Consider the following 22,131-nt stretch of genomic DNA (forward strand, 5'->3'; position numbering starts at 1 on the left):
CGAGAAGGGACGCAAGGATCCGGACCATCCCGGCCATGCGTCCGCCTACGGCGGCGTACCGATGAAGAAACCGCCGCGCACTGCCTCCCATCCGGACTTTAACCGTCGGTCCAGGAATCTCACCTGGTCAACCGGCCGCTGGCTGCGGACGGGTCGCGGACTATAACCGCCGGTTCGGAATTGCACCGACCCCGGAGTGCGCTGCTACTGGTACGGAACCAGTCTGCCACGGACGCTCCTCGGCCATGCGGGTGAGCACTGTGGGCTGGGTCACAAGATACCTGGCGCAAACCCGCCCGGAGGAAACCCGACAAGTGGGCGACAACGTAGTCATTCAGAAAGTTGAGCGGTAAAGGTCCAGACCTATTGACGCACTGGTCTAGTCCTCTTAATCTCTGCGTCACCTCCGAGGTTCGGTCCCACGGTGTGCGCACACCGGGACCCCGACACGACCCACCCCTTTGCCAGTTGTGTTCTGCCGACCTCCCCAGGAGGAACGTCCACATGCTGTCCCCCACCCGAGCGAGAGCCACGCTGCTCGCCGCCGGCGCCGCAGTCGCGGGCCTGCTGATGACCTCCCTCGCCGCCACCCCGTCGGCCGCCGCCGTCGACCACGAGTCCTGTCGTCCCGACGGCCTGTACAAGACCCCGGGCGCCGACACCGCGTACTGCACCGTCTACGACGGTGAAGGACGCGAGAAGATGGGCGCCGACCACAAGCGCCGTGTCATCGGCTACTTCACCAACTGGCGTACCGGCAAGGACGGCAAGGACGCCTACCTCGTCCCCAACATCCCCTGGGACAAGGTCACGCACCTCAACTACGCCTTCGCGCACGTCGACAGCGCCAACAAGCTCTCGGTCGGTCCCGACAGCGCCGACAACGCCTCCACCGGAATGACCTGGCCCGGTGTCGCAGGCGCCGAGATGGACCCGGCACTCCCCTACAAGGGCCACTTCAACCTCCTGACCAAGTACAAGAAGCTGCACCCGGACGTGAAGACCCTGGTCTCCGTGGGCGGCTGGGCCGAGACCGGCGGCTACTTCGGTCCGGACGGCAAGCGCGTCAACTCCGGCGGCTTCTACTCGATGGCCACCAACGCCGACGGCTCGGTCAACCAGACCGGCATCAACACCTTCGCCGACTCGGCCGTCACCTTCATCAAGAAGTACGGCTTCAACGGCGTCGACATCGACTACGAGTACGCGACGTCCATGAAGGACGCCGGCAACCCGATGGACCACACGCTGGCCAACGGCCGCCGCGCGGGTCTGGTCAAGGGCTACGACGCCCTGATGAAGACCCTGCGCGAGAAGCTGGACCGCGCGGGCGCCGCCGACGGCAAGCACTACCTGCTGACCGTCGCCGCCCCGTCCTCCGGCTACCTGCTGCGGGGCATGGAGACGTACCAGATGCAGAAGTACCTGGACTACGTCAACATCATGTCCTACGACCTGCACGGCGCCTGGAACGAGTACGTCGGCCCGAACGCCTCGCTGTTCGACGACGGCAAGGACAACGAGCTGGCGCAGGCGGGCGTCTACACCACCTCGCAGTACGGCGGTCTCGGCTACCTCAACACCGACTGGGCCTACCACTACTTCCGCGGCTCGATGCCGGCCGGCCGGATCAACATCGGCCTGCCGTACTACACCCGCGGCTTCAAGAACGTCCAGGGCGGCACCGACGGCCTGTGGGGCAAGGCCGCCGCGACCACCTGCCCGGCGGGCGCGGGTCTGACCAAGTGCGGTGACGGCGCGGTCGGCATCGACAACCTGTGGCACGACAAGGACGACAACGGCAAGGAATCACCGGCCGGTTCCAACCCGATGTGGCACGCGAAGAACCTGGAGAAGGGCATCGCCGGCGACTACCTCGCCAGCTACGGCTTCCCGGCCAACACCCAGCTGACCGGCACCTACGTCCGTAAGTACGACTCCACGCTGGTCGCGCCGTGGCTGTGGAACGCGCAGAAGAAGGTCTTCCTCTCCACCGAGGACGAGCAGTCGGTGCAGCGCAAGGCCCAGTACGTGGTCGACAAGGGCATCGGCGGCACGATGATCTGGGAGCTGGCGGGCGACTATCAGTGGAACGCCGCGAAGGGCCAGTACGAGACCGGCAACACGCTGACCACCACGATGTACGACGCCTTCAAGTCGGCGGCCCCGTACGGCGCGAAGCGCTCCACGGTCACGCTGCCCACCGAGGCCGTCAACATCGACGTCTCCTTCAACCAGTTCGCGCTCGGTGACTCCAACTACCCGATCAGCCCGAAGCTGAAGATCACCAACCGCACCCAGGCCACGCTGCCCGGTGGCACGGAGTTCCAGTTCGACTACTCCACCTCCGCGCCGGCCAACGCCAAGGACCAGTCCGGCTTCGGTACGTCGATCGTCCGCAGCGACCACACGGCCGCCAACAACGTCGGCGGGCTCAAGGGCCCCTACAACCGGGTCTCCCTGAAGCTCCCGGCCTGGCAGACGGTGGCGCCCGGCGCCTCGGTGGAGCTGGACTTCGTCTACTACCTGCCGACCTCCACGCCGTCCAACTGGACCGTGACCTTCGGCGGCAAGTCCTACTCCCTCGCCGGTGACCTGGCCCGTGGCACCACGCTGGTCGAGCCCGGCACCGGCACCAACCCGACGCCGACCCCGACGCCGACCGGCCCCACTCCGACGCCGACCCCGACGCCGACGCAGCCGGGCGGCACCTGCACGGCCCCGGCGTGGAACGCGAACACCGAGTACGGCGGCGGCTCCACCGTCAGCCAGGACGGCCGCCAGTGGAAGGCCTCGTGGTGGACGAAGGGCGAGAAGCCCGGCACCACGGGCGAGTGGGGCGTCTGGAAGGACCAGGGCGCCTGCTAGCTCCTGTACGGGGCTGAGCCCCCGGCCCCTGTGAACTCACCGCACCACACACGTGAAGCCCCGGCGTCCACCGCCGGGGCTTCACGCGCTCCCGCCGCCCGGCCGCGCCTCTGGCAGGCTGGCCCCATGACGACGATTCTGGTCACCGGTGCCACCGGAACACTCGGCCGTCAGGTCGCCGACCGGCTGCGTACCGAAGGAGCCGACGTCCGCGGACTCAGCCGCCGCTCACCCTCGTACGCCGTCGACCTCCGCGACGGCAACGGGCTGGACGCGGCGGTGGACGGGGTCGACGCGATCGTGCACTGCGCCACCTCGCCGCGCGGCGGCGACGACCGGGCCGCGGGCTTCCTGATCGAAGCGGCGAAACGGGCCGCCGTGCCCCATCTGGTCTACATCTCGATCGTGGGCGTGGACCGGGTGCCGCTCGGCTACTACACGGTCAAGCACCGGGTCGAGCGGATGATCGAGGACTCCGGGATCGGGTCCACGATCCAGCGGACCACGCAATTCCACGACCTGGTCCTGTCCATCGTCTCCGGCGCGGCGAAACTGCCTGTGCTGCCGGTGCCCGCCGGCGTCTCTGTCCAGCCCGTCGACAGCGCCGAGGTCGCCGACCGGCTGGCCGCTCTGGCGCTCGGCGCACCGGCGGGCCGGGTGCCGGACCTGGGCCGGCCGGAGGTTCGCGAGCTGACCGACCTGGCCGCCTCCTACCTCCGTACGACGGCACGCAGGCGGCGGTGGTGCCGGTGCGGCTGGCGGGGAAGGCGTACGCGGGATACCGGAGCGGCGGCCACCTCAGCCCGGAGCACGCGGTGGGGACGGTGCCGTTCGAGGAGTTCCTGGCGCGGCGGCACCGGCGGGCGGGCTGAGCACCGCCGTACGGGCTGGGCACGACCGTACGGGCTGTGTGTCCCGGCAGCTGCACGGTTCCTCAGCCCTACCTTCCGTCGGCCGTGCGGCGCTCAGCCGCCCGGCGCGAACAGCGCGTCCTGGGCCGCGTCCCGGGCGGTCAGCAGCGCACCGCGCAGCACCGCACCGTCCCCGAGCGAACCGGCCCGGACCTCGGTGCGCAGCGGTGACATCAGCGCGAGCCGCTCCTCGACCCGGGCGGCGAGCGCGGGGCCTCCGGCCTCGCCGACCGCGCCGGCCAGGAGGACGCAGCCGGGGTCCAGGACCGAGACGACGGCCGCGGCCCCGAGCGCGAGGCGGTCGGCCAGTTCGTCCAGGAACGGCTCTCCGCGCTCGCCCGCCTCCAGTGCCGTGCGTACGGCGGCCACGGCGGCGGCCTCCGTCGGCCCTTCGCCCGCGATGCCGTGCCGAGCGCCGAGTTCGCAGACGGCCGCCGAACCGGCCAGCGAGAAGAAGCCGCCCTCGCAGTCGACGGCCGAGGGCAGTCCGGCCACTCCGGGCACCGGCAGGAAGCCGATCTCGCCCGCGCCGCCGGAGGCGCCCTGACGCAGCTTGCCGTCCAGCATCACGGCGGCCCCGATGCCCTGGCCCAGCCAGATCAGGACGAAGGTCTCGCGGTCGAGAGCGGCACCGGCGCGGTGTTCGGCGACGGCGGCGAGGTTGGTCTCGTTCTCGACGAGGACGGCCGCCGGCAGCCGCTGCTGGAGCACCCGGACCAGGCCCCGGTGCCAGGCGGGCAGGCCGGTGCTGTCGCGCAGTTCGCCGGTGGCCGGGTCGATCAGGCCCGGTGCGCCGATGCCGACGCTGTGCAGAGGTACGGATCCGGCCTCGCGGGCGGTGCGCTCCAGGAGCGCGACGGCCTGTTCGACGGCGGGTCCGGTGCCGGTGTCGTCGGCGATGGGCAGGGTGGCCTCGGCGAGGGTGGTCCCGAGCAGATCGGCGACGACCACGGAGACGCTGCCGGTGCGCACGTCGAGGGCGGCGAGGTGCGCCCGGTCGGCGACGATCCCGTACAGCTTGGCGTTGGGGCCCCGGCGGACGGCGCCGGACTCGCCGACGACATGGATCAGACCGGCGCCCTGCAGCCGTTCCACCAGGTCGGCGACGGTGGGGCGGGAGAGGCCGGTCAAGGTCTTGAGCTGTGCGGCCGTCAACGGGCCGTCCTGCTGGAGCAGTTGCAGGGCGAGGCGGTCGTTGATGGCCCGAGCCGTGCTCGGTGATGCGGGCATACCGGGATCCTTCCAGACCACTGAGGAGCCCCCTTCCCGGGTCGGTGGAGAAGGGCCACCGGAAAAAACTATTTATCAGGCAGGGTTCCTGATAGTTTACGCGACGCAGTCAGGATGTCCCGGACGCCGTCCGGATCTCTCAGGGGAGGGCACCGCCCGCATGACGAAGGAACCGACCGCCACCGCGGTTGACAGCTTGGAGCAGGTGAAGCGGGCGCGGATCGCCGTCTCAGGCGTCTTCGCGGTGCACGGGGCGGTGACCGGCAGCTTCGCGACCCGGGTGCCCTGGATCCAGGACCACGCCGGAGTGAGCGCGGGCCAGCTCGGCCTGGCGCTGGCCTTTCCGGCGATCGGCGCCTCGATCGCGATGCCGCTGGCGGGCCGGATCAGCCACCGGTTCGGCGCGCGGACCGCGCTGCGCGGGCTGCTGGCGCTGTGGACGACGGCCCTGATCCTGCCGGCGCTGGCGCCGAACCTGCTGACGCTCTGCGCCGTCCTGTTCGTCTACGGGGCCACGGCCGGGATGTCCGACGTGGCGATGAACGCGCTGGGCGTGGAGGTGGAGAACCGGCTCGACAAGTCGATCATGTCAGGGCTGCACGGGATGTGGAGCGTGGGCGCGCTGACCGGTTCGGCGGCGGGCACGGTCGCCGCGCACATCGGCGCCGACGCCCGGCTCCACCACACGATCGCCGCGCTGGTGCTGACGGCGCTGGGGCTGTTCGCCTGCCGAGGCGTACTGGACCTGCGCAGCGAACCGGACGAGGAGCCGCCGCCGCGCTTCACCCTGCCGCCGAGGTCGGCGCTGATCATCGGAGCCGTCGGGTTCTGCGCGGTCTTCGCGGAAGGCGCCAGCCTGGACTGGTCGGCGGTCTACCTGCGGGACGTCCTGGGCAGCTCGGACGGGGTCGCGGCCGCCTCCACCACGGCCTTCGCCTTGACGATGGCGGTGGCGCGGCTCGCCGGGGACCGGATCGTGGACCGGTTCGGCGCGGTGCGGACCGTACGGGTGGGAGGGACGCTGGCCACCGTCGGCGGGCTGCTCGTGGTGTTCTCGCCGTCGCCGGCGGCGGCGCTGGGCGGCTTCGGGCTGCTGGGCCTCGGCGTGGCGGTCGTGGTGCCGCTGGCCTTCGCGGCGGCCGGGCGGAGCGGGCCGAACCCGAGCCAGGCCATCGCGGGCGTCGCCACCATCACGTACACCTCCAGCCTGATCGCGCCGTCCGCGATCGGCGCACTGGCGGAGACGACCTCGCTGGTGGCGTCCTTCGGCGTGGTGACCGCGCTGGCGTTCGGCCTGGTGCTGGGTGCCGGCGTGCTGCGAGCGGGCGACCGGAAGGTGGCCGGGCCCGGTTCCGGCGCCACGCTGGGCGGTACGGCGGCGAAGAGTCCGGCCGGGAGCTGAGCACGCCCCGGCGACGAGGATCGGCGCCGCACCACTACCATGGCGCTGATCTTTTCCGCAGGTGAACACCGAAGTCCGGATCGCAGACCGGCCGGCACACCGAGCAGACCTTTCAGGGAGCAACCATGAGCCTCGGCGTGCGCTGGACCTTGCACGGCGACGGGAAGACCCCCGCGCCCGGGGCGGTGGTCCGCCCCGACGAGCGGCTCTCCTGGCCGCGTACGTTCGGACTCGGCGCCCAGCACGTGGTGGCGATGTTCGGTGCGTCGTTCGTCGCTCCGGTCCTGATGGGTCTCGACCCGAACCTCGCGATCATGATGTCCGGCGTCGCGACCGCGATCTTCCTGCTGGCGACGAAGGGCCGGGTGCCGAGCTACCTCGGTTGCTCGCTCTCGTTCGTCGGCGTCGCGGCCACCATCAAGGCGAGCGGCGGTGACAAGGCGACCATCACGGGCGCGGTGCTGGTGGTCGCCGCCGTCCTGTTCCTGGTGGGCCTCGCGGTGCAGCGGTTCGGCGCGCGGATCATCCATGCGGCGATGCCACCGGTGGTGACCGGCGCGGTGGTCATGCTGATCGGCTTCAACCTGGCGCCGGTGACCGCGTCGACGTACTGGCCGCAGGACCAGTGGACCGCGCTGGCGGTGATGCTCGCCACCGGCCTCGCCGTGGTGTGCCTGCGCGGCTTCCTCTCCCGGATCGCGATCTTCCTCGGGCTGGTCTTCGGCTATCTGCTCTCCTGGGTGCTGGACCTGGTCTTCGGCAAGATCCACTCTCCGGCGGGCGGCGCGGAGGCCGTCGACCACTGGCGTCTGGACCTGTCGGGCGTGGGCGCGGCGGACTGGATCGGACTGCCGTCCTTCCACGCCCCGGCCTTCGAGTGGTCCGCGATCCTGGTGGCCCTGCCCGTGGTGATCGCGCTGGTCGCGGAGAACGCGGGCCATGTGAAGGCCGTCGGCGAGATGACCGGCGACTCCCTGGACGACAAACTCGGCACCGCCATCGCGGCGGACGGCGCGGCGTCGATGCTCTCCACCGCCGTGGGCGGCCCGCCCAACACCACGTACTCCGAGAACATCGGCGTGATGGCCGCCACCCGCGTCTACTCCACCGCGGCCTACTGGGCGGCCGCCTGCTTCGCGCTGCTCTTCGGCCTCTGCCCGAAGTTCGGCGCGGTCGTCGCGGCGATCCCGGGCGGGGTGCTCGGCGGGATCACGGTGATCCTGTACGGGATGATCGGCCTGCTCGGCGCGCAGATCTGGCTCAACGGCCGGGTGGACCTGCGCAATCCGCTCAATCTGGTCCCGGCCGCGGCGGGCATCATCATCGGCGTCGGCGGCGTCAGCCTGAAGATCACCGACAACTTCGAACTGGGCGGCATCGCGCTCGGCACCCTCGTCGTGATCACCGGCTACCACGTCCTGCGCGCCTTCGCTCCGGCGCATCTGAAGACCGAGGAACCGCTGCTGGACTCCGGCACGTCGACGTACGACGAGAAGCCGGGCCGTACCGAGAAGTCCTGAGGCATACCGGGCTCAGGCCGTGGGCGTACTCCTCGAACCCCTCTTCCGGCACCGCCGTTCGTCCGTTCCGATGAACCTTCGGCCGGTCGGTGCCGCGCCGGGCCCGGGGCTGCCACGCTCCGCACATGGCGCAGATCGAACAGTTCGCGGAACCGGCAGTGCTCGCCCGCCCTCACCGGTGGCCACCTGGGGACGGGGTCGGGGTCTTCCACGACGTACGGCTGGCGGTGGCATGGGAGGCCGCACCCACCAGCACTCTCGACGCCCGTCTCGCCGAGCGCTACCTCTCGGCCCTCGACGCGGCCGATGCGGGCAGGCCGGCGCCGGAGTGCAGGCGGCCGCTCTTCCAGTACCGGTGCCACACGGGCGTACGCCCGGTGCAATTCGCTCTGGCCGGGCTCCATGCGCACATCGCGCACGACCTGGTCCTGGCCGTGGTGGAGACCTGCCGCACGCGCGACTGCGAACCGGCCGCGCTGGAAGGTGAGTTCGAGCGGGTGGGTGATCTTCTCGCCTTGCTGGAGGAGCGGATCCACGACGATCTGATGCCGGGGCCCGATCTGCTCCGGATCGCGGATCCGCTGACTCACCTGGTGAGCACCTGGAGCCTGGAGCGGGCCCGTGAGGCCGCCTGGACGGCGGCACGGGTGCTCTGGCGGCTGCGCGGATTCCCGTCGGCGGCCGAGGAGTTCGCGCGGCAGAACGACGCGGGCGCCGGGCTCGTGGTGCGCTTCCTGCTCACCCCGTGCCGCTGACGCCCGCGTACGTACGTACGACAGCCTCCGGATCAGTCCTCGGGAAGCTCCACCGGTGCGATCTCGTCGAAGACGTCGCCGGGGCCCGGGTTCGTCGGGTCGGTCGTCCCGCCGAACTGGTGCATCACGCCCCACACCGCGTTGAGCGCGGTCTGTACGGCGCCCTCGGCCCAGCCGGCCGTCCAGGAGATGTCGTCGCCGGCGAGGAAGAGGCCGCGCTTGTCGGCGGGCAGCCTGTCCTGCATGAAGTGGGTGAACAGCCGCCGCTGGTAACGGTAGTGGCCCGGCAGGTTAGCCTTGAACGCGCCCATGAAGTACGGCTCGTTCTCCCAGGAGACGGTGACCGGGTTGCCGATGATGTGGCTGCGGATGTCGACGTTCGGGTAGATCTCGCCGAGCGACTTCAGCATGACCTCCATGCGCTCCTTCGGCGAGAGCGGCAGCCACTTCAGGCTGTCGTCGCACCATGTGTAGGAGAGGCAGATGACGGCGGGCTTGTCGGGGCCGTCGTCCAGGAGGTACGTGCCGCGGGTCATCCGGTCGGTCAGCGTCATCGACATGGTGTCGCGGCCGGTGAGCTCGTCCTTGTCCAGCCAGAACGGCCGGTCCACCGGCACGAACAGCTTGGACGACTCCATGTAGTGGGTGCGCTCCATCGCCGTCCAGTGGTCGATCGGGAAGAGCGCGTCATCGCAGTCGATCTTGGAGAGCAGCAGCCAGGACTGGCCGGTGAAGACGGCGGCCCGGAAGGTGCGGATGTCGCCGGTGGCGTCGGTGACCGTGATGCGGTTGCCCGCCGTACGGGTCAGCCGGGTCACGGCGCCGCGCGGCTCGCCGCCGTGCAGGGAGGCCAGCGAGGTGCCGAGCGGCCAGTGGACGATCTTCTGCGGCTCGCGGTCCCACAGGCGCAGCGGGAGCTGCTGGCTGCCGCCGACGATGCCGCGGTGATGGTCGTCGGCCTCGGTGTAGACGACCCGCAGGATCTCCAGGATGGAGTTGGGGAAGTCGGTGTCCCAGCCGCCGGTGCCGAAGCCGACCTGGCCGAAGATCTCGCGGTGGCGGAAGGACTTGAAGGCGTCGGAGGCGCAGAGGAAGCCGTAGAAGGTCTGGTTGTCGAGCTGCTCGACGAGCTGCGACCAGATCTCGCGGATGCGTGGGACGTCACGCTCGCGCAGCGCCCGGTTCATGTCGGAGAAGTCGGCGCCCTCCTCCAGACAGGCGTTCCAGGCGTTCGCCACATCGCGGTATACCTGCGGCAGGTCGTCGATGGTCTCGGCGTAGTGCGACTCGCCCTTGAGGTCGACGACGGTGGAGGGCGTGGCCGGGGAGAGCGGGTTGGGGAACGCGCGGGTCTCCAGGCCGACCAGGTCGATGTAGTGCTGGAGCGCCGTGGAGGACGGCGGGAAGCGCATCGCGCCCATCTCGGCGGTGAGCGAGGGGTCGCAGCCGTCGAAGCCGACGGTGCGCAGCCGGCCGCCGATCTGGTCCGCCTCGTAGACGACGGGCTTGAGGCCCATCTTCATCAGCTCGTACGCGGCGATGAGGCCGGAGAGCCCGCCGCCGATGACGGCGACCTCCTGGCCGTGCTCGGTCGCCGGTATCTGGCCGAGGCCGGCCGGATGAGCGAGGAAGTCGTCGTACGCGTACGGGAAGTCCGGCCCGAACATGGTGATCGGCGGGGCGGCGGCGTCGGTGTGCTGGACGGCGTTGGGCACCGTGGACGTCATGGGGTACGGACTCCTTGCGCGGTACGGAAGTTCGGGGAGGAGGCTGGCTCAGGCCAGGGAGCCGTAGAGGCCGGGGCGGCGGTCGTGCAGGTAGGGGTTGGCGGTCCGCGACGCGGCCAGGAACTCCGGGTCCACCTCGCCGATCACGAGCTCCTCGCCGCGGCCCGCGCGGGTGCGGACGGTGCCGTCGGGACCGGCCAGGCAGCTCAGCCCGACGAACTCGAACTCGCCTTCCGGGCCGACCCGGTTGACGTACGCCACGTACATCTGGCTCTCGAAGGCCCGTACGGGGATGACGGACTCGGCGACGAACTGGAACGGGTGCATCTGCGCGGTCGGCACCAGCAGCAGGTCGGTGCCGGCCAGCGCGTGCGCCCGGACGTTCTCCGGGAACTCGACGTCGTAGCAGATCAGCAGGCCGATGCGAAGGCCGTCCAGGTCGGCCTGGACGACGGCTCGCTCGCCGGGCGTGAACCACTCCTGCTCGAAGCAGCCGAAGAGGTGGGTCTTGCGGTAGTTGGCCGGCGACGCACCGTCGGGGTCGATGAGCTGGGAGGCGTTGAAGATCCGGTCGCCGTCGCGCTCCGGGTAGCCGTAGAGGACGGCGAGGCCGTGGCGTACGGCGATCTCGGTGACGGCCTGGGCGCCCGGGCCGTCGGCGGGCTCGGCCAGCTCGGGGACGGCGTCGCCGATGGCGTAGCCGGTCAGGAAGAGTTCGGGCGCGACCAGCAGTCGGGCGCCCGCTCCGGCGGCGCGCGCGGCGGCCTCGTCCAGCGCCTTCAGGTTCTCGGCGACGGCACCGGGCCGGCCGGAGCTCTGGAGCAGGGCGGTACGCAACGGCGGCATGGCTGACCTCGGACGGTGCGGGCGGGGTGGGGAGACGTATCGAAGGTACGTGGCCCCGATCGGCCCGGACAAGGCGCGAGTGTTGCGCGTCGACCGTCGATTCGTTGCGCGGGAAAGGCCTGTGGCGGCGAAACGTTGCGTCCGGCATCACCGCAGGCCAGCGGCGTGATGTGCGCCACCTGTTTCAGGCCGGCGGGGCCTCCGCCGAGTACCGGCGCAGCAGCGGTGAGAGCACCAGGACGGACTTCGTCCGCTCCACGTACGGCTCCCCCGCGATCCGCTCCAGCACCTGCTCGAAGTGGCGCATGTCGGCGGCGAAGACCTGCACCACGGCGTCGGCCTCGCCGGTCACCGTGGAGGCCGACGCGATCTCCGGATAGCGGGCGAGGCCCTGCTTGATGGCGTCCGGAGAGGTGTTGCGGCTGCAGTAGATCTCGATGAACCCCTCGGTCTCCCAGCCGAGCGCGGCCGGGTCGACGCGCACGGTGAAACCGGTGATCGCGCCCTCGGCGCGGAGCCGGTCGACGCGGCGTTTCACGGCGGGGGCAGAGAGGCCGACGATCGCGCCGATATCGGCGTAGGAGCGCCGGGCGTCTTTCGCGAGGGCGTGGACGATGCGTTCGTCGAGGTCGTTCAGGCGCACGTCGGGCGGTTCACTTCTCTGCGGTGGGTCTGGCCGGCGGGAGGCGGCGCGTGCCGCCTCCCGCAGTAGACCACGGGCCGCCGCCCGGGGCGCGCCCGGTGCGGCGGCGCAGGCCGTCAGAACGGGAACTGCGAGCGGCCGTGCTGGACCGAGATCCACTTCTGGGTGGTGAAGGCCTCCACCATCGACTCGCCGTTCAGCCGGCCGAGGCCCGAGCTCTTCTCGCCGCCGAAGGGGACGATCGGCTCGTCGTGGACGGTTCCGTCGTTGATGTGGATCATGCCGGTGTGGATGCGCTGCCCGACCCGCACGCCGCGCTCGATGTTGCCGGTGTGCACGGCGCCGCTGAGGCCGTACGGAGTGTCGTTGGCGATACGGACGGCCTCGTCCTCGCCGTCGAAGGGGACGATCAGGGCGACCGGGCCGAAGATCTCCTGCCGGAGGACGGGCGAGTCGGCGGGCAGACCGGTGAGGACGGACGGGCTGACCACGTTGCCGTCGGCGCGGCCGTGGAGCAGCGCGGTGGCGCCGGACTCGACGGTCTCGTCGACGAGCCGCGAGATGGACTCGGCCTGCGAGGAGTTGATCAGCGGGCCGATCTGGGTGGCCGGGTCGGCCGGGTCGCCGACGGTGAGCGAGGCGACCTTGGCGACGAACTTCTCGGTGAACTCCGCCTCGACCGCCCGGTCGACCAGGATCCGGTTGGCGGCCATGCAGACCTGGCCCTGGTGGACGTACCGGCTGAAGACCGCCGCGTCGACCGCGTACTCCACATCGGCGTCGTCCAGCACGATCAGCGCGCTGTTGCCGCCGAGTTCGAGGATGGCGCGCTTGAGGTTGGCGGCGCAGACGGTGGCGACGTGCCGGCCGACCTTGTCGGAGCCGGTGAAGGAGATGACCTGCGGTACGGGGTGCTCCAGCAGGGTGTCGCCGATCTCGGCGATGTCGGTGACGACGACGTTGAGCAGTCCGGCGGGCAGCCCGGCGTCCTCGAAGACCTTGGCCAGCAGCGTGCCGCCGCAGATCGGCGTGTTCTGGTGCGGCTTGAGGACGACCGCGTTGCCGAGGGCGAGGGCGGGCGCGACGGACTTGAGGGAGAGCAGGAAGGGGAAGTTGAAGGGGCTGATGACACCGACGACGCCGACGGGCACGCGGTAGACGCGGTTCTCCTTGCCCTCGGTCGGCGAGGGCAGGATCTGGCCGGCCGGGCGCAGGGCGAGCTGGATGGCCTCGCGCAGGAACTCCTTGGCCAGGTGCAGTTCGAAGCCGGCCTTCAGGTGGGTGCCGCCGAGCTCTGCGACGATGGCCTCGGCGATCTCCGGCTCGCGCTCCTCCACGATCCGCAGCGCCTTCTCCAGGACCGTGCGCCGCGCGTACGGGTTGGTGTCGGCCCACGCCTGCTGGGCGCGCTCGGCGGCGCGGTAGGCCCGGTCGACCTCTTCGGCGGTGGCCACGGGGATCGAGGCGAGCTTCTCGCCGTTGAAGGGGTTGAAGTCGATGATGTCCCAGGACCCCTTCCCCGGCCTCCACTCGCCGTCGATGTACTGATGGGCCAGGTCAGTGAAGAAGGACATGAGATCCCTTACCGCAGAGAGGGAGGCAGCTGATAGCGCTTCATATTACTTATGTTTCAACAGAGTTGAAGCGGCATCCCGGCCACCTCATAAGCCGTGTACGACACCGCCCCTCCCGGCATGAATCACCGGAAGGGGCGGGGGTGTTACGGAATCGGCGGATCAACTCCAGCTGGCGTGCAGCGGCTTGCCCTCGGCGTATCCGGCGGCGCTCTGGACACCGACGACCGCCTTCTCGGCGAACTCCTCCAGGGAGGCGGCACCGGCGTAGGTGCAGGAGGAGCGGACGCCCGCGATGATCGAGTCGACCAGGTCCTCGACGCCCGGACGGGTCGGGTCGAGGAACATCCGCGAGGTGGAGATGCCCTCCTCGAAGAGCGCCTTGCGGGCCCGGTCGTACGCGGACTCGTCGGACGTACGGTTCTTCACGGCGCGCGCGGAGGCCATCCCGAAGGACTCCTTGTAGTACCGGCCGTCGGCGGACTGCTGGAGGTCGCCGGGCGACTCGTACGTCCCGGCGAACCAGGAGCCGATCATGACGTTGGAGGCGCCGGCGGCGAGTGCCATGGCGACATCGCGCGGGTGGCGGACGCCGCCGTCGGCCCAGACGTGCTTGCCGTGCTTCTTCGCCTCGGCGGCGCACTCCAGGACGGCGGAGAACTGCGGCCGGCCGACGCCGGTCATCATCCGGGTGGTGCACATGGCGCCGGGGCCGACGCCGACCTTGATGATGTCGGCTCCGGCCTCGATCAGGTCGCGCACACCTTCGGCGGCGACGATGTTGCCCGCCACGATCGGGACCTGCGGGTCCAGAGCGCGTACGGCCTTCACCGCGGCGATCATGGACTCCTGGTGGCCGTGGGCGGTGTCCACGACGAGCGTGTCGACGCCCGCGTCCAGGAGCTGCTTGGCCTTGCCCGCCACATCGCCGTTGATGCCGACGGCGGCCGCGATGCGCAGCCGGCCCTGAGCGTCGGTGGCGGGGGTGTAGAGCGTGGCGCGCAGGGCGGCCTTGCGGGTGAGGATGCCGACGAGGCGGCCGTCCTTGTCCACGGCGGGCGCGAGCTTGCGGTTGGCGCCGTCGAGCTTGTTGAAGGCGTCGCGCGGGTCGATGTCCGCGTCCAGGACCACCAGGTCCTTGGACATGACCTCGGAGAGCTGGGTGAAGCGGTCGACGCCGGTCAGGTCGTGGTCGGTGACGACACCGACGGGACGGCGGTCCTCGTCGACGACGACGCCAGCGCCGTGCGCCCGCTTGGGCAGCAGCGAGAGCGCGTCGGCGACGGTCTGGCCGGGGGCCAGCTCGATCGGCGTGTCCAGGACGAGGTGGCGCGTCTTGACCCAGGTGATGACGTCGGTGACGACCTCGATCGGGATGTCCTGCGGGATGACGACGAGACCACCGCGGCGGGCGATGGTTTCGGCCATCCGGCGGCCCGCGATGGCGGTCATGTTGGCGACCACGAGCGGGATCGTCGTCCCTGTGCCATCGGGCGAGGAGAGGTCCACGGCCTGGCGGGAGCCGACGGCGGAACGGCCCGGGACCATGAAGACGTCGTCGTACGTGAGGTCGTACGGAACCACGGAGGAGTCTGTGTAGCGACCGGTGCCCGGCTCAAGAAAGCGCATAACACTCATTTTTTCATACGAAACGGTGCAGGTCGTTTCCACGAAGACACAGCAAAAGACCCCCGCGTTCGTCTGTTCCTCCAAAAGGCGCTTGGAGGCCTCCGGAGAGGCGGTCGGGGGTCCCGGGCAAGTGGAACCTGCCTTACCCACGGACTCTACCCGAACAGGATTCGATTCATTCGTGATCACCATCTCTGGACCCGGTGACAAGGGGTCAGGTAGCTTCAAAGCCGCAGGTCTCGGGGGTGTCCGAGGTGCCGCTCGGGCACATCGACGGCCTCGGCACACCGTTTGACCGGAGAGGATCCAGATCCGCCTGTGGACAGCGAACTGCCGGACATCTACTGCCCGTTCCCCCAGCGGACCAACCCGCACGTCGGGCACACACGCGGTCACCTGGCCAGCTGGATCAGACAGACGGGCCTGGTGCACCGCGAGTCCGCGATGAACCGCTTCGAACAAGCCGATTTCGGCGCGTTCGTCGGCATGGTCTACCCGACGGCCGGACCGGAGCACCTCGATCTGGTGGCCGACTGGTTCGTCTGGCTCTTCCTCGTCGACGACCAGCTCGACGACGGCCACCTGGGCCGCTCACCCGAGCTGGTGCGCGCCGTGGTGGAGCGGATGCGCGCCGTCGTGGACGGCACCGCTCCGGCGCCTCTGCCGGACGAGGATCTCCCGGCCGCCGTGATCGCGCTGATGGACCTGTGGGAACGTACGACTCCGAGCGCGGCGCCGCACTGGCGCACCCGGTTCGCCTGGCATCTGATCACCTACCTCACGACGGCCACCACCTGGGAGGCGGGAAACCGCGCCGACGACGTGGTGCCGTCCGAGGAGACGTACATCGCCAAGCGGCGGCACACCGGCGCCATCCACGTCTGCATGGACCTCATAGAGATCGTCACCGGCATCGAGGCTCCGGAGTCGCTCCACAACGACCCTCGGTTCATCACCGCCCTCGAGGCCTCCTGCAACCACGTGTGCTGGGCCAACGACGTCTACTCCTTCGAGAAGGAGCAGGTGCTCGGTGAGATCCACAACCTGGTGCACCTGGTCCGCCACCACCGCGGCTTCGGCGAGCAGCAGGCGCTGGACCATGTCGCGGAGCGGCTGGCGCTGGAGACGGAGCGGTTCCTCACCGCCGAGGACGAGCTGCTGGAGCTGTATCCGGAGCTGACCGGCATGCTGGTGCCGTACCTCGAAGGGATGCGCAGCTGGATGCGCGGCAACCTGGACTGGTCGCGCCAGACGCCGCGCTACAACCCGGCCGATGTGGCGCAGTACGAGGAGCCGCAGGAGTACCTGGAGGAGACCGTGCTGGGCATAGCGCCCGATCGCGCGGAGGCGGCGGCACCGCGCGCGGCTGAGGTTCCGCGCCAGGGCTGAGGCGTCAACGTCCCGCGTCAGGGCCGAGGCGTTACGGAAGGTGGCCGGGCACCCTCAAGGGTGCCCGGCCACCTTCCGTATGCGTCCGTCACTCCCCGTCCGGGTCGGACCGCTCCAGCGCCGGGCGGACTCCGGCCGCCGACTCGGTGAGCAGATAGTCGGCCGCGGCGGTGTCCGTGACCAGGCTGGTGACCAGCCCGGACCGCAGTACGGCCCCGATCGCGGCCGCCTTGCGCAGGCCGCCCGCGATCGCCACCACCTCGGGGATCCGGCGCAGCCGGTCCGCCTCCACGGTGATGCAGCGCTCGCCGAGGTCGCGGCCGACTCTGCGGCCGTCGGAGTCGAAGAGGTGCGCGGACATCTCGGCGGCGACGCCGAGGGAGGCATAGTGGGCGCGCTCCTCGTCGGAGAGCATGTCGTGGACCGTGGAGATGCCCGGTTCCCAGGAGCCGATGGACACGGCCGCGACCGTCACCTTGTCGAAGTACTCGAAGGCGCGGGCGATGCCCGTCTGCTCGCGCAGCGCGGCCGCCGTGGCCGGGTCGGGCAGCAGCATCGGCGCGTAGATGGGGTGGGCCTCGCCGCCGGAGACCTGGGCGGCGCGGCGGACCGCCTCGACGGAGCCGCGCTCGGCGGTGCCCGCGTCGTAGACCCCGGTCAGCTGGACGACCGTGCAGGGCGGAAGCCGGTCCAGCGCCGCCGCCATGTGGATGGTGGAGCGGCCCCAGGCCAGGCCGAGGACATCGCCTTCGGCCACCAGCTCGCCGAGGAGGTCGGCCGCGACCTCGCCCAGGTTCTCCGGGTCGGGGGCGTCCTCCTGCTCCTCGGCCGGGGACTCGACGACGACCGCGTGGCGCAGCCCGTAGCGGGCCCGGAGCGCGTCGGAGCGTTCGGCGTCCAGCTCGGCCGGCACCCGGATCTCGATCCGTACGAGATCACGCTCCAGGGCCGTCTCCAGGACCCGGGCCACCTTGAAGCGGCTGACGCCGAACTCCTCGGCGATCTGGATCTTGGACTTGCCCTCCAGGTAGAACCGGCGGGCCATGGCCGCCGCCTGCACCAGCTCCGCGGGTCCCATCCGCATGGCTGACCGACCCGCCGAGATGCCAGACACCGCGATCTCCTCACTGCTGTTCACACGCCCGATACGCCGTCATCCTGTCAGATCCGGCGACCCTTGATCGGCCCCGTCGGGCCGCGTTCATCCGCCCTTGGTTCAGTGGCCGCACGCCCAGGGCGCGGCGGCCGTGACCGCCTCCGCCTGCGCCCGCAGACCCCGCACCGCAGCCGCCGGGTCCTCGGCTCCGTACACCGCCGAACCCGCGACGAACACATCCGCGCCGGCCTCGGCGCATCGCTCGATCGTGGCGGCGGAGACCCCGCCGTCGACCTGGAGCCAGAGGTCGAGGCCGTGCTTGCCGATCAGCTCCCGGGTGCGGCGGATCTTCGGCAGCATGATGTCCAGGAAGGCCTGGCCGCCGAAGCCCGGCTCCACCGTCATGATCAGCAGCATGTCGAGCTCGGGGAGGAGGTCCTCGTACGGCTCGATCGGCGTCGCGGGCTTGAGCGCCATCGACGCCCGCGCCCCCTTCGCCCGGATCTCGCGCGCCAGGCGCACCGGCGCCGCCGCCGCCTCCACGTGGAAGGTGACCGAGCCGGCGCCCGCCTCCACGTACTGCGGGGCCCAGCGGTCCGGGTCCTCGATCATGAGGTGGCAGTCCAGCGGGGTGTCCGTGGCCTTCCCGAGCGCCTCGACGATCGGCACGCCGAGGGTCAGGTTGGGCACGAAGTGGTTGTCCATCACATCGACATGGAGCCAGTCCGCGCCTTCGACGGCCTTCGCCTCATCGGCGAGACGCGCGAAATCGGCGGACAGGATGCTGGGGTTGATCTGCGCCATGACCCAAGCCTGCCACGTTCCGCGCCGGTTCCTCGCCTCGGCGGTCGCCTGAGGCTGACCTGGCCATCACAGTTCGCACATTCTGCGCATTTTGCCTGCGCTTTACCGTTCCTTTGCCGTGCGGGAGGACCCGCTGACAGGACGATATTCAGCCGGTCCTGCGCAGCACAGCGAGATACATGGCGTCCGTGCCGTGCAGATGCGGCCAGAGCTGGACGTCGGGCCCGTCGCCGAGCGCGGGCACGCCCGGCATCAGCGGACGGGCGTCGACCCACTCGGCCTCCACCGGCTCGCCGCCACGCCCCTTCAGTACGTCCTCGACGACCACACGGGTCTCCGCGAGGTGCGGCGAACAGGTCGCGTAACCGACGACGCCTCCGACCCGTACAGCCTTCAACGCCTCGCGCAGCAGCCCGCGTTGGAGCGGAGCGAAGCTCTCCAGGTCCTCGGCGCGGCGGCGCCAGCGGGCCTCCGGACGGCGGCGCAGCGCGCCCAGGCCGGAGCACGGCACGTCCATCAGGATGCGGTCGAAGGTGCCGGGCAGCCACGGCGGACGGGTGCCGTCGGTGGTGATCACCTGGTACGGACCCGGGTTGCCGGCGAGCGCACGCTCGACGAGCCGGGCCCGGTGCGGCTGCTTCTCGGCGGCGAGCAGGGTCGCGCCCCGGTCGGCGGCGAGCGCGGCCAGCAGAGCGGCCTTGCCGCCGGGACCGGCGCAGCCGTCCAGCCAGCGGCTGTCGCGGCCCTCCACCGGAGCGGCGGCGAGCGCGGCGGCCACCAGCTGGCTGCCCTCGTCCTGCACGCCGGCCCGGCTCTCCTGGACCGCCGTCAGCGCACCGGGCTCGCCGCCCTCGGCCATCCGCACGGCGTACGGGGACCAGCGGCCCGGCAGCGCGTTCTCGTCGCCGAGCGCCTTGACCAGCTCGTCGGTGGTGGAGCGGCCGGGACGGGCCACCAGCGTCACCTCGGGCCGCTCGTTGTCGGCCTCCAGCAGGTCCTCGATCCCGGCGCGGCCGCCACCGAGCGCGTCCCAGAGCGCCGAGACGATCCAGCGCGGGTGCGAGTGGACGACGGCGAGGTGGTCCTCGGCGTCCTCCTCGTACGAGGGCGCGACCTTCTCCACCCAGCCGTCCAGGTCGTGCGCGGTGACCTTGCGCAGCACCGCGTTGACGAACTTCGCCCGTCCCTCGCCCAGCACCACCCGGGCCAGCTCCACACTGGCGGAGACGGCCGCGTGGGTGGGGATGCGGGTGCCGAGCAGCTGGTGGACGCCCATGTTCAGGACGTCGAGGACCGGCGGGTCGACCTCGCGGAGCGGCCGGTCGATGCAGGCCGCGACGATCGCGTCGTACGTGCCCTGGCGGCGCAGCGTCCCGTAGACCAGCTCGGTCGCCAGCGCCGCGTCCCGCCCGTCGAAGTCACCCTTGGCGCGGGCCTTCTTCAGCAGCGGAGGCAGGACGAGGTTGGCGTACGCGTCCCGCTCGTCGACGGCCCGCAGCGCCTCGAAGGCGAGAAAGCGGACAGGGTCCTTCTGCGGGCGGCGGTGGGGCTTGGCGGGACGGCGACGCGGCTGGTCGTTCACGTGAAAGGTGCTCCGCTGATGGTGAGGGGGTCGAACCCTCCCAGCGTACGTCGCCGTCCCCGGCCCCTCGTACGAGAGGTTCTCCGGGCGAAGGGCGCTACAGCCCCAGCAGCTCGCCGTGGACGATGCGGACGCCGCGCGCCCAGTCGGCGGCCTTCATCGGCTTCTTGCCCTGCGGCTGGACCCAGAGCAGCTCGACGGCGTGCGAACCGGTGCCCGCATACACGTTGTTCTTCGCCGCCGCCAGCTCACCGGGCGCCAGATCGGTGCGGTCCAGGACGGGCGTGGCCTGGATGAGCTTGAGGCGCTCGCCGCGGAACAGCGTCCAGGCGCCGGGCGCGGGGGTGCAGCCGCGCACCACGCGGTCGACGCGGAGGGCGGGGGCCGACCAGTTGATCCGGGCGTCCTCCACGGTGATCTTCGGGGCCAGGGTGACGCCGTCGGCAGGCTGCGGTACGGCGTGCAGGGTGCCGTCCTCGATGCCGTCCATGGTGGCCGCGAGCAGCCCGGCACCGGCGAAGGCGAGCCGGGTGAGCAGGTCACCGCTGGTGTCGGTGGGCCGGATCTCCTCGGTGAGGACCCCGTAGACCGGCCCGGAGTCGAGCCCCTCCTCGATCAGGAAGGTGGAGGCGCCGGTCACCTCGTCGCCGGCCATCAGCGAGTGCTGTACGGGCGCGGCGCCGCGCCAGGCCGGCAGCAGCGAGAAATGCAGGTTGACCCAGCCACGGGCGGGCACGTCAAGGGCCACCTTGGGCAGCAGGGCCCCGTAGGCGACGACCGGGCAGCAGTCCGGAGCGATCTCGCGCAGCCGGGCCAGGAACTCCTCGTCGCGGGGCTTCGCCGGCTTGAGCACCTCGATCCCGGCCTCCGCCGCCCGCTCGGCCACCGGACTGGCCACCAGCCGGCGGCCGCGCCCGGCCGGGGCGTCGGGCCGGGTCACGACGGCGGCCACCTCGTGGCGGTCGGAGGCGATCAGGGCGTCCAGGGCGGGGACGGCGACCTCGGGGGTGCCGGCGAAGACGAGCTTCATGGGTGGCTGACTGCCTCTCGGGCTTCTCGGACTCTCGGGCCCCGCGGAACTCTCGGGCTCCGCGGGACCAGGACGTACGGTGACGAGCAGCACACCAGTCTAGGGTGCCCGGCCGATCACGGCCCGGCCGCTCCCTTGCGGGGGCGGCGACCGGGGGGCGCGCGTGCGCCGCGCACGCCCCGTGCATATGCACATACGCCCCGATAGCGTGACCAGATACCCGGCTCGGGCGTTGGTCAAAGGAGATTGACCGAAGCGGGCCGCCGGCGATGCGGCCCGATCCCTTTCAACGCCGGTTCGAGAGGCTTCTTCATGGCCGACCACGCAACCCACGACGCCCAAGCGCGGGCCAGCCTGCATCTCCTGGTGCGGGACATCGAGCGGGTCCGGCGGCAGGTGGACGCGCTGCGCACACTCACCGCCCAGCTGGGCAACGTCTACCGCCCGCGCCGCTCCGGCCCCTCCGCGGGCTTCGTCGTCTACGGCAGGGCCCCGGCCCCCACCGTCCGCCTCGCCCAGGAGCTGCGGGACAGCGTCGAGACCCTGGTCACCGCGGCGGTGGACTTCGACCGCTCGCTCGGCTTCTCCTGGGACGCGGTGGGCTCGGCACTCGGGGTCACCAAGCAGGCGGTGCACCGCCGTTACGGCACCCGCCGGGCCACGGCGCAGTCCTCGACGGCCGAGACGGGCACCGACACCGCGACGACGCCCCGTCCGGTCTCCGTAGGCCCCGGCCAGCCGGGATCGTCCTCCGGCGGTGCCGTCTCGCCGGTGCCTTCGGTGCCCGCGGCCCGCTCGATGCCGCCGCAGCCGTCGGCGGGCCAGCAGCCGGTCCGCGAGGAGCTGCGCCCCGGAGCCTTCCCGGGCCCGCGCAACGGCTGACCGTACGCACGACGCCTCTGCCCCACCGTGCGAGCCGTACGGCGGGGCAGCCCCGAGCGCCTGACTGCTGCGGAGCAACACCCACCAACCGGAGCGGCGGCCTCCCCGGCCCGCCGCCCCGCTTGCTCTGCCGACCGCGAGCCGGCACGTGGCACTCAGCCGATGTCCGGCGGGGAGCTTCGCGCCACGACGGGCAGGCTCTCAGTCGCCGCCCTCTCGCAGGGGCCACCCAGCCGTTGTCCG

General features: G+C 71.1%; 16 protein-coding genes, 1 pseudogene and 1 riboswitch. Of the genes and pseudogenes, 7 read left to right on the forward strand and 10 right to left on the reverse strand.

Features of this window, described 5'->3' with window-relative positions; genetic code table 11:
- Nucleotides 1–73 precede the first annotated feature (73 nt).
- Nucleotides 74–204: riboswitch (FMN riboswitch) on the reverse strand.
- Nucleotides 205–504: 300 nt separating this feature from the next.
- Both ABZ267_RS32200 and ABZ267_RS32205 read left to right on the forward strand, forming a co-directional pair.
- The gene (locus ABZ267_RS32200) at nucleotides 505–2,868 is read left to right on the forward strand and encodes a glycosyl hydrolase family 18 protein (RefSeq protein ID WP_356754226.1); all 2,364 of its coding nucleotides are present in this window, start codon (nucleotides 505–507) and stop codon (nucleotides 2,866–2,868) included.
- A 126-nt stretch (nucleotides 2,869–2,994) separates the two neighbouring features.
- A pseudogene (locus ABZ267_RS32205) lies at nucleotides 2,995–3,740 on the forward strand (NAD(P)H-binding protein).
- 93 nt (nucleotides 3,741–3,833) lie between these two features.
- Here ABZ267_RS32205 and ABZ267_RS32210 read toward each other — a convergent pair.
- Nucleotides 3,834–5,009 carry an ROK family transcriptional regulator gene (locus ABZ267_RS32210; RefSeq protein ID WP_356754228.1) on the reverse strand — a complete coding sequence of 392 codons (1,176 nt, stop codon included), beginning with the start codon at nucleotides 5,007–5,009 and terminating at the stop codon, nucleotides 3,834–3,836.
- 160 nt (nucleotides 5,010–5,169) lie between these two features.
- Between ABZ267_RS32210 and ABZ267_RS32215 the strand changes: the two genes are divergently transcribed.
- The 3 genes from ABZ267_RS32215 to ABZ267_RS32225 all read left to right on the forward strand — a co-directional run bounded on the left by ABZ267_RS32215 (nucleotide 5,170) and on the right by ABZ267_RS32225 (nucleotide 8,686).
- The gene (locus ABZ267_RS32215; RefSeq protein ID WP_356754230.1) at nucleotides 5,170–6,411 is read left to right on the forward strand and encodes an MFS transporter; all 1,242 of its coding nucleotides are present in this window, start codon (nucleotides 5,170–5,172) and stop codon (nucleotides 6,409–6,411) included.
- A 125-nt stretch (nucleotides 6,412–6,536) separates the two neighbouring features.
- Nucleotides 6,537–7,931 carry a solute carrier family 23 protein gene (locus tag ABZ267_RS32220; protein ID WP_356754232.1) on the forward strand — a complete coding sequence of 465 codons (1,395 nt, stop codon included), beginning with the start codon at nucleotides 6,537–6,539 and terminating at the stop codon, nucleotides 7,929–7,931.
- Nucleotides 7,932–8,056: 125 nt separating this feature from the next.
- Nucleotides 8,057–8,686 carry a DUF5995 family protein gene (locus ABZ267_RS32225; protein ID WP_356754234.1) on the forward strand — a complete coding sequence of 210 codons (630 nt, stop codon included), beginning with the start codon at nucleotides 8,057–8,059 and terminating at the stop codon, nucleotides 8,684–8,686.
- Between the two features lie 32 nt (nucleotides 8,687–8,718).
- Here the strand turns inward: ABZ267_RS32225 and ABZ267_RS32230 are convergent, their stop codons facing one another.
- The 5 genes from ABZ267_RS32230 to ABZ267_RS32250 form a co-directional block, all read right to left on the reverse strand.
- Nucleotides 8,719–10,413 carry an NAD(P)/FAD-dependent oxidoreductase gene (locus tag ABZ267_RS32230; RefSeq protein WP_356754236.1) on the reverse strand — a complete coding sequence of 565 codons (1,695 nt, stop codon included), beginning with the start codon at nucleotides 10,411–10,413 and terminating at the stop codon, nucleotides 8,719–8,721.
- Between the two features lie 48 nt (nucleotides 10,414–10,461).
- The gene (locus ABZ267_RS32235) at nucleotides 10,462–11,259 is read right to left on the reverse strand and encodes a carbon-nitrogen hydrolase family protein (RefSeq protein ID WP_356754238.1); all 798 of its coding nucleotides are present in this window, start codon (nucleotides 11,257–11,259) and stop codon (nucleotides 10,462–10,464) included.
- 184 nt (nucleotides 11,260–11,443) lie between these two features.
- Complete coding sequence (locus ABZ267_RS32240) at nucleotides 11,444–11,902, reverse strand: Lrp/AsnC family transcriptional regulator (protein ID WP_356754240.1); 459 nt, start codon at nucleotides 11,900–11,902, stop codon at nucleotides 11,444–11,446.
- Nucleotides 11,903–12,018: 116 nt separating this feature from the next.
- Nucleotides 12,019–13,476 (reverse strand): aldehyde dehydrogenase family protein, encoded by a 1,458-nt coding sequence (locus ABZ267_RS32245; protein ID WP_356754242.1) that lies wholly within the window; start codon nucleotides 13,474–13,476, stop codon nucleotides 12,019–12,021.
- Nucleotides 13,477–13,638: 162 nt separating this feature from the next.
- Nucleotides 13,639–15,105 (reverse strand): GuaB1 family IMP dehydrogenase-related protein, encoded by a 1,467-nt coding sequence (locus tag ABZ267_RS32250; protein ID WP_356754244.1) that lies wholly within the window; start codon nucleotides 15,103–15,105, stop codon nucleotides 13,639–13,641.
- Nucleotides 15,106–15,423: 318 nt separating this feature from the next.
- Between ABZ267_RS32250 and ABZ267_RS32255 the strand changes: the two genes are divergently transcribed.
- Complete coding sequence (locus tag ABZ267_RS32255; RefSeq protein WP_356754246.1) at nucleotides 15,424–16,494, forward strand: terpene cyclase; 1,071 nt, start codon at nucleotides 15,424–15,426, stop codon at nucleotides 16,492–16,494.
- 88 nt (nucleotides 16,495–16,582) lie between these two features.
- On the opposite strand, the gene ABZ267_RS32260 is transcribed toward ABZ267_RS32255, so the two are convergent.
- From ABZ267_RS32260 to fmt, 4 genes are all read right to left on the reverse strand, one after another.
- Complete coding sequence (locus tag ABZ267_RS32260) at nucleotides 16,583–17,578, reverse strand: sugar-binding domain-containing protein (RefSeq protein ID WP_356754248.1); 996 nt, start codon at nucleotides 17,576–17,578, stop codon at nucleotides 16,583–16,585.
- A gap of 132 nt (nucleotides 17,579–17,710) precedes the next feature.
- Nucleotides 17,711–18,394 carry a ribulose-phosphate 3-epimerase gene (gene rpe / locus ABZ267_RS32265; RefSeq protein ID WP_356754250.1) on the reverse strand — a complete coding sequence of 228 codons (684 nt, stop codon included), beginning with the start codon at nucleotides 18,392–18,394 and terminating at the stop codon, nucleotides 17,711–17,713.
- Between the two features lie 148 nt (nucleotides 18,395–18,542).
- Nucleotides 18,543–19,976, reverse strand: a complete 1,434-nt coding sequence (locus tag ABZ267_RS32270; RefSeq protein WP_356754252.1) for a transcription antitermination factor NusB — start codon at nucleotides 19,974–19,976, stop codon at nucleotides 18,543–18,545.
- Nucleotides 19,977–20,073: 97 nt separating this feature from the next.
- Nucleotides 20,074–21,006, reverse strand: a complete 933-nt coding sequence (gene fmt, locus ABZ267_RS32275; RefSeq protein ID WP_356754254.1) for a methionyl-tRNA formyltransferase — start codon at nucleotides 21,004–21,006, stop codon at nucleotides 20,074–20,076.
- A gap of 312 nt (nucleotides 21,007–21,318) precedes the next feature.
- Between fmt and ABZ267_RS32280 the strand changes: the two genes are divergently transcribed.
- A complete protein-coding gene (locus ABZ267_RS32280; RefSeq protein WP_356754256.1) occupies nucleotides 21,319–21,888 on the forward strand; it encodes a hypothetical protein in 570 nt (189 codons plus the stop codon).
- The last annotated feature ends 243 nt before the right edge of the window (nucleotides 21,889–22,131 follow it).

The sequence above is a fragment of the Streptomyces sp. NPDC006174 genome (assembly GCF_040614075.1).
Classification (GTDB): Bacteria; Actinomycetota; Actinomycetes; order Streptomycetales; family Streptomycetaceae; genus Streptomyces.

Bases quoted from the DNA above. Each gene is read 5' to 3' on its own strand.
- ABZ267_RS32200 (WP_356754226.1), top strand. From the start codon at position 505: ATGCTGTCCCCCACCCGAGCGAGAGCCACGCTGCTCGCCGCCGGCGCC.
- ABZ267_RS32210 (WP_356754228.1), bottom strand. From the start codon at position 5,009: ATGCCCGCATCACCGAGCACGGCTCGGGCCATCAACGACCGCCTCGCC.
- ABZ267_RS32215 (WP_356754230.1), top strand. From the start codon at position 5,170: ATGACGAAGGAACCGACCGCCACCGCGGTTGACAGCTTGGAGCAGGTG.
- ABZ267_RS32220 (WP_356754232.1), top strand. From the start codon at position 6,537: ATGAGCCTCGGCGTGCGCTGGACCTTGCACGGCGACGGGAAGACCCCC.
- ABZ267_RS32225 (WP_356754234.1), top strand. From the start codon at position 8,057: ATGGCGCAGATCGAACAGTTCGCGGAACCGGCAGTGCTCGCCCGCCCT.
- ABZ267_RS32230 (WP_356754236.1), bottom strand. From the start codon at position 10,413: ATGACGTCCACGGTGCCCAACGCCGTCCAGCACACCGACGCCGCCGCC.
- ABZ267_RS32235 (WP_356754238.1), bottom strand. From the start codon at position 11,259: ATGCCGCCGTTGCGTACCGCCCTGCTCCAGAGCTCCGGCCGGCCCGGT.
- ABZ267_RS32245 (WP_356754242.1), bottom strand. From the start codon at position 13,476: ATGTCCTTCTTCACTGACCTGGCCCATCAGTACATCGACGGCGAGTGG.
- ABZ267_RS32250 (WP_356754244.1), bottom strand. From the start codon at position 15,105: ATGCGCTTTCTTGAGCCGGGCACCGGTCGCTACACAGACTCCTCCGTG.
- ABZ267_RS32260 (WP_356754248.1), bottom strand. From the start codon at position 17,578: ATGCGGATGGGACCCGCGGAGCTGGTGCAGGCGGCGGCCATGGCCCGC.
- rpe (WP_356754250.1), bottom strand. From the start codon at position 18,394: ATGGCGCAGATCAACCCCAGCATCCTGTCCGCCGATTTCGCGCGTCTC.
- fmt (WP_356754254.1), bottom strand. From the start codon at position 21,006: ATGAAGCTCGTCTTCGCCGGCACCCCCGAGGTCGCCGTCCCCGCCCTG.
- ABZ267_RS32280 (WP_356754256.1), top strand. From the start codon at position 21,319: ATGGCCGACCACGCAACCCACGACGCCCAAGCGCGGGCCAGCCTGCAT.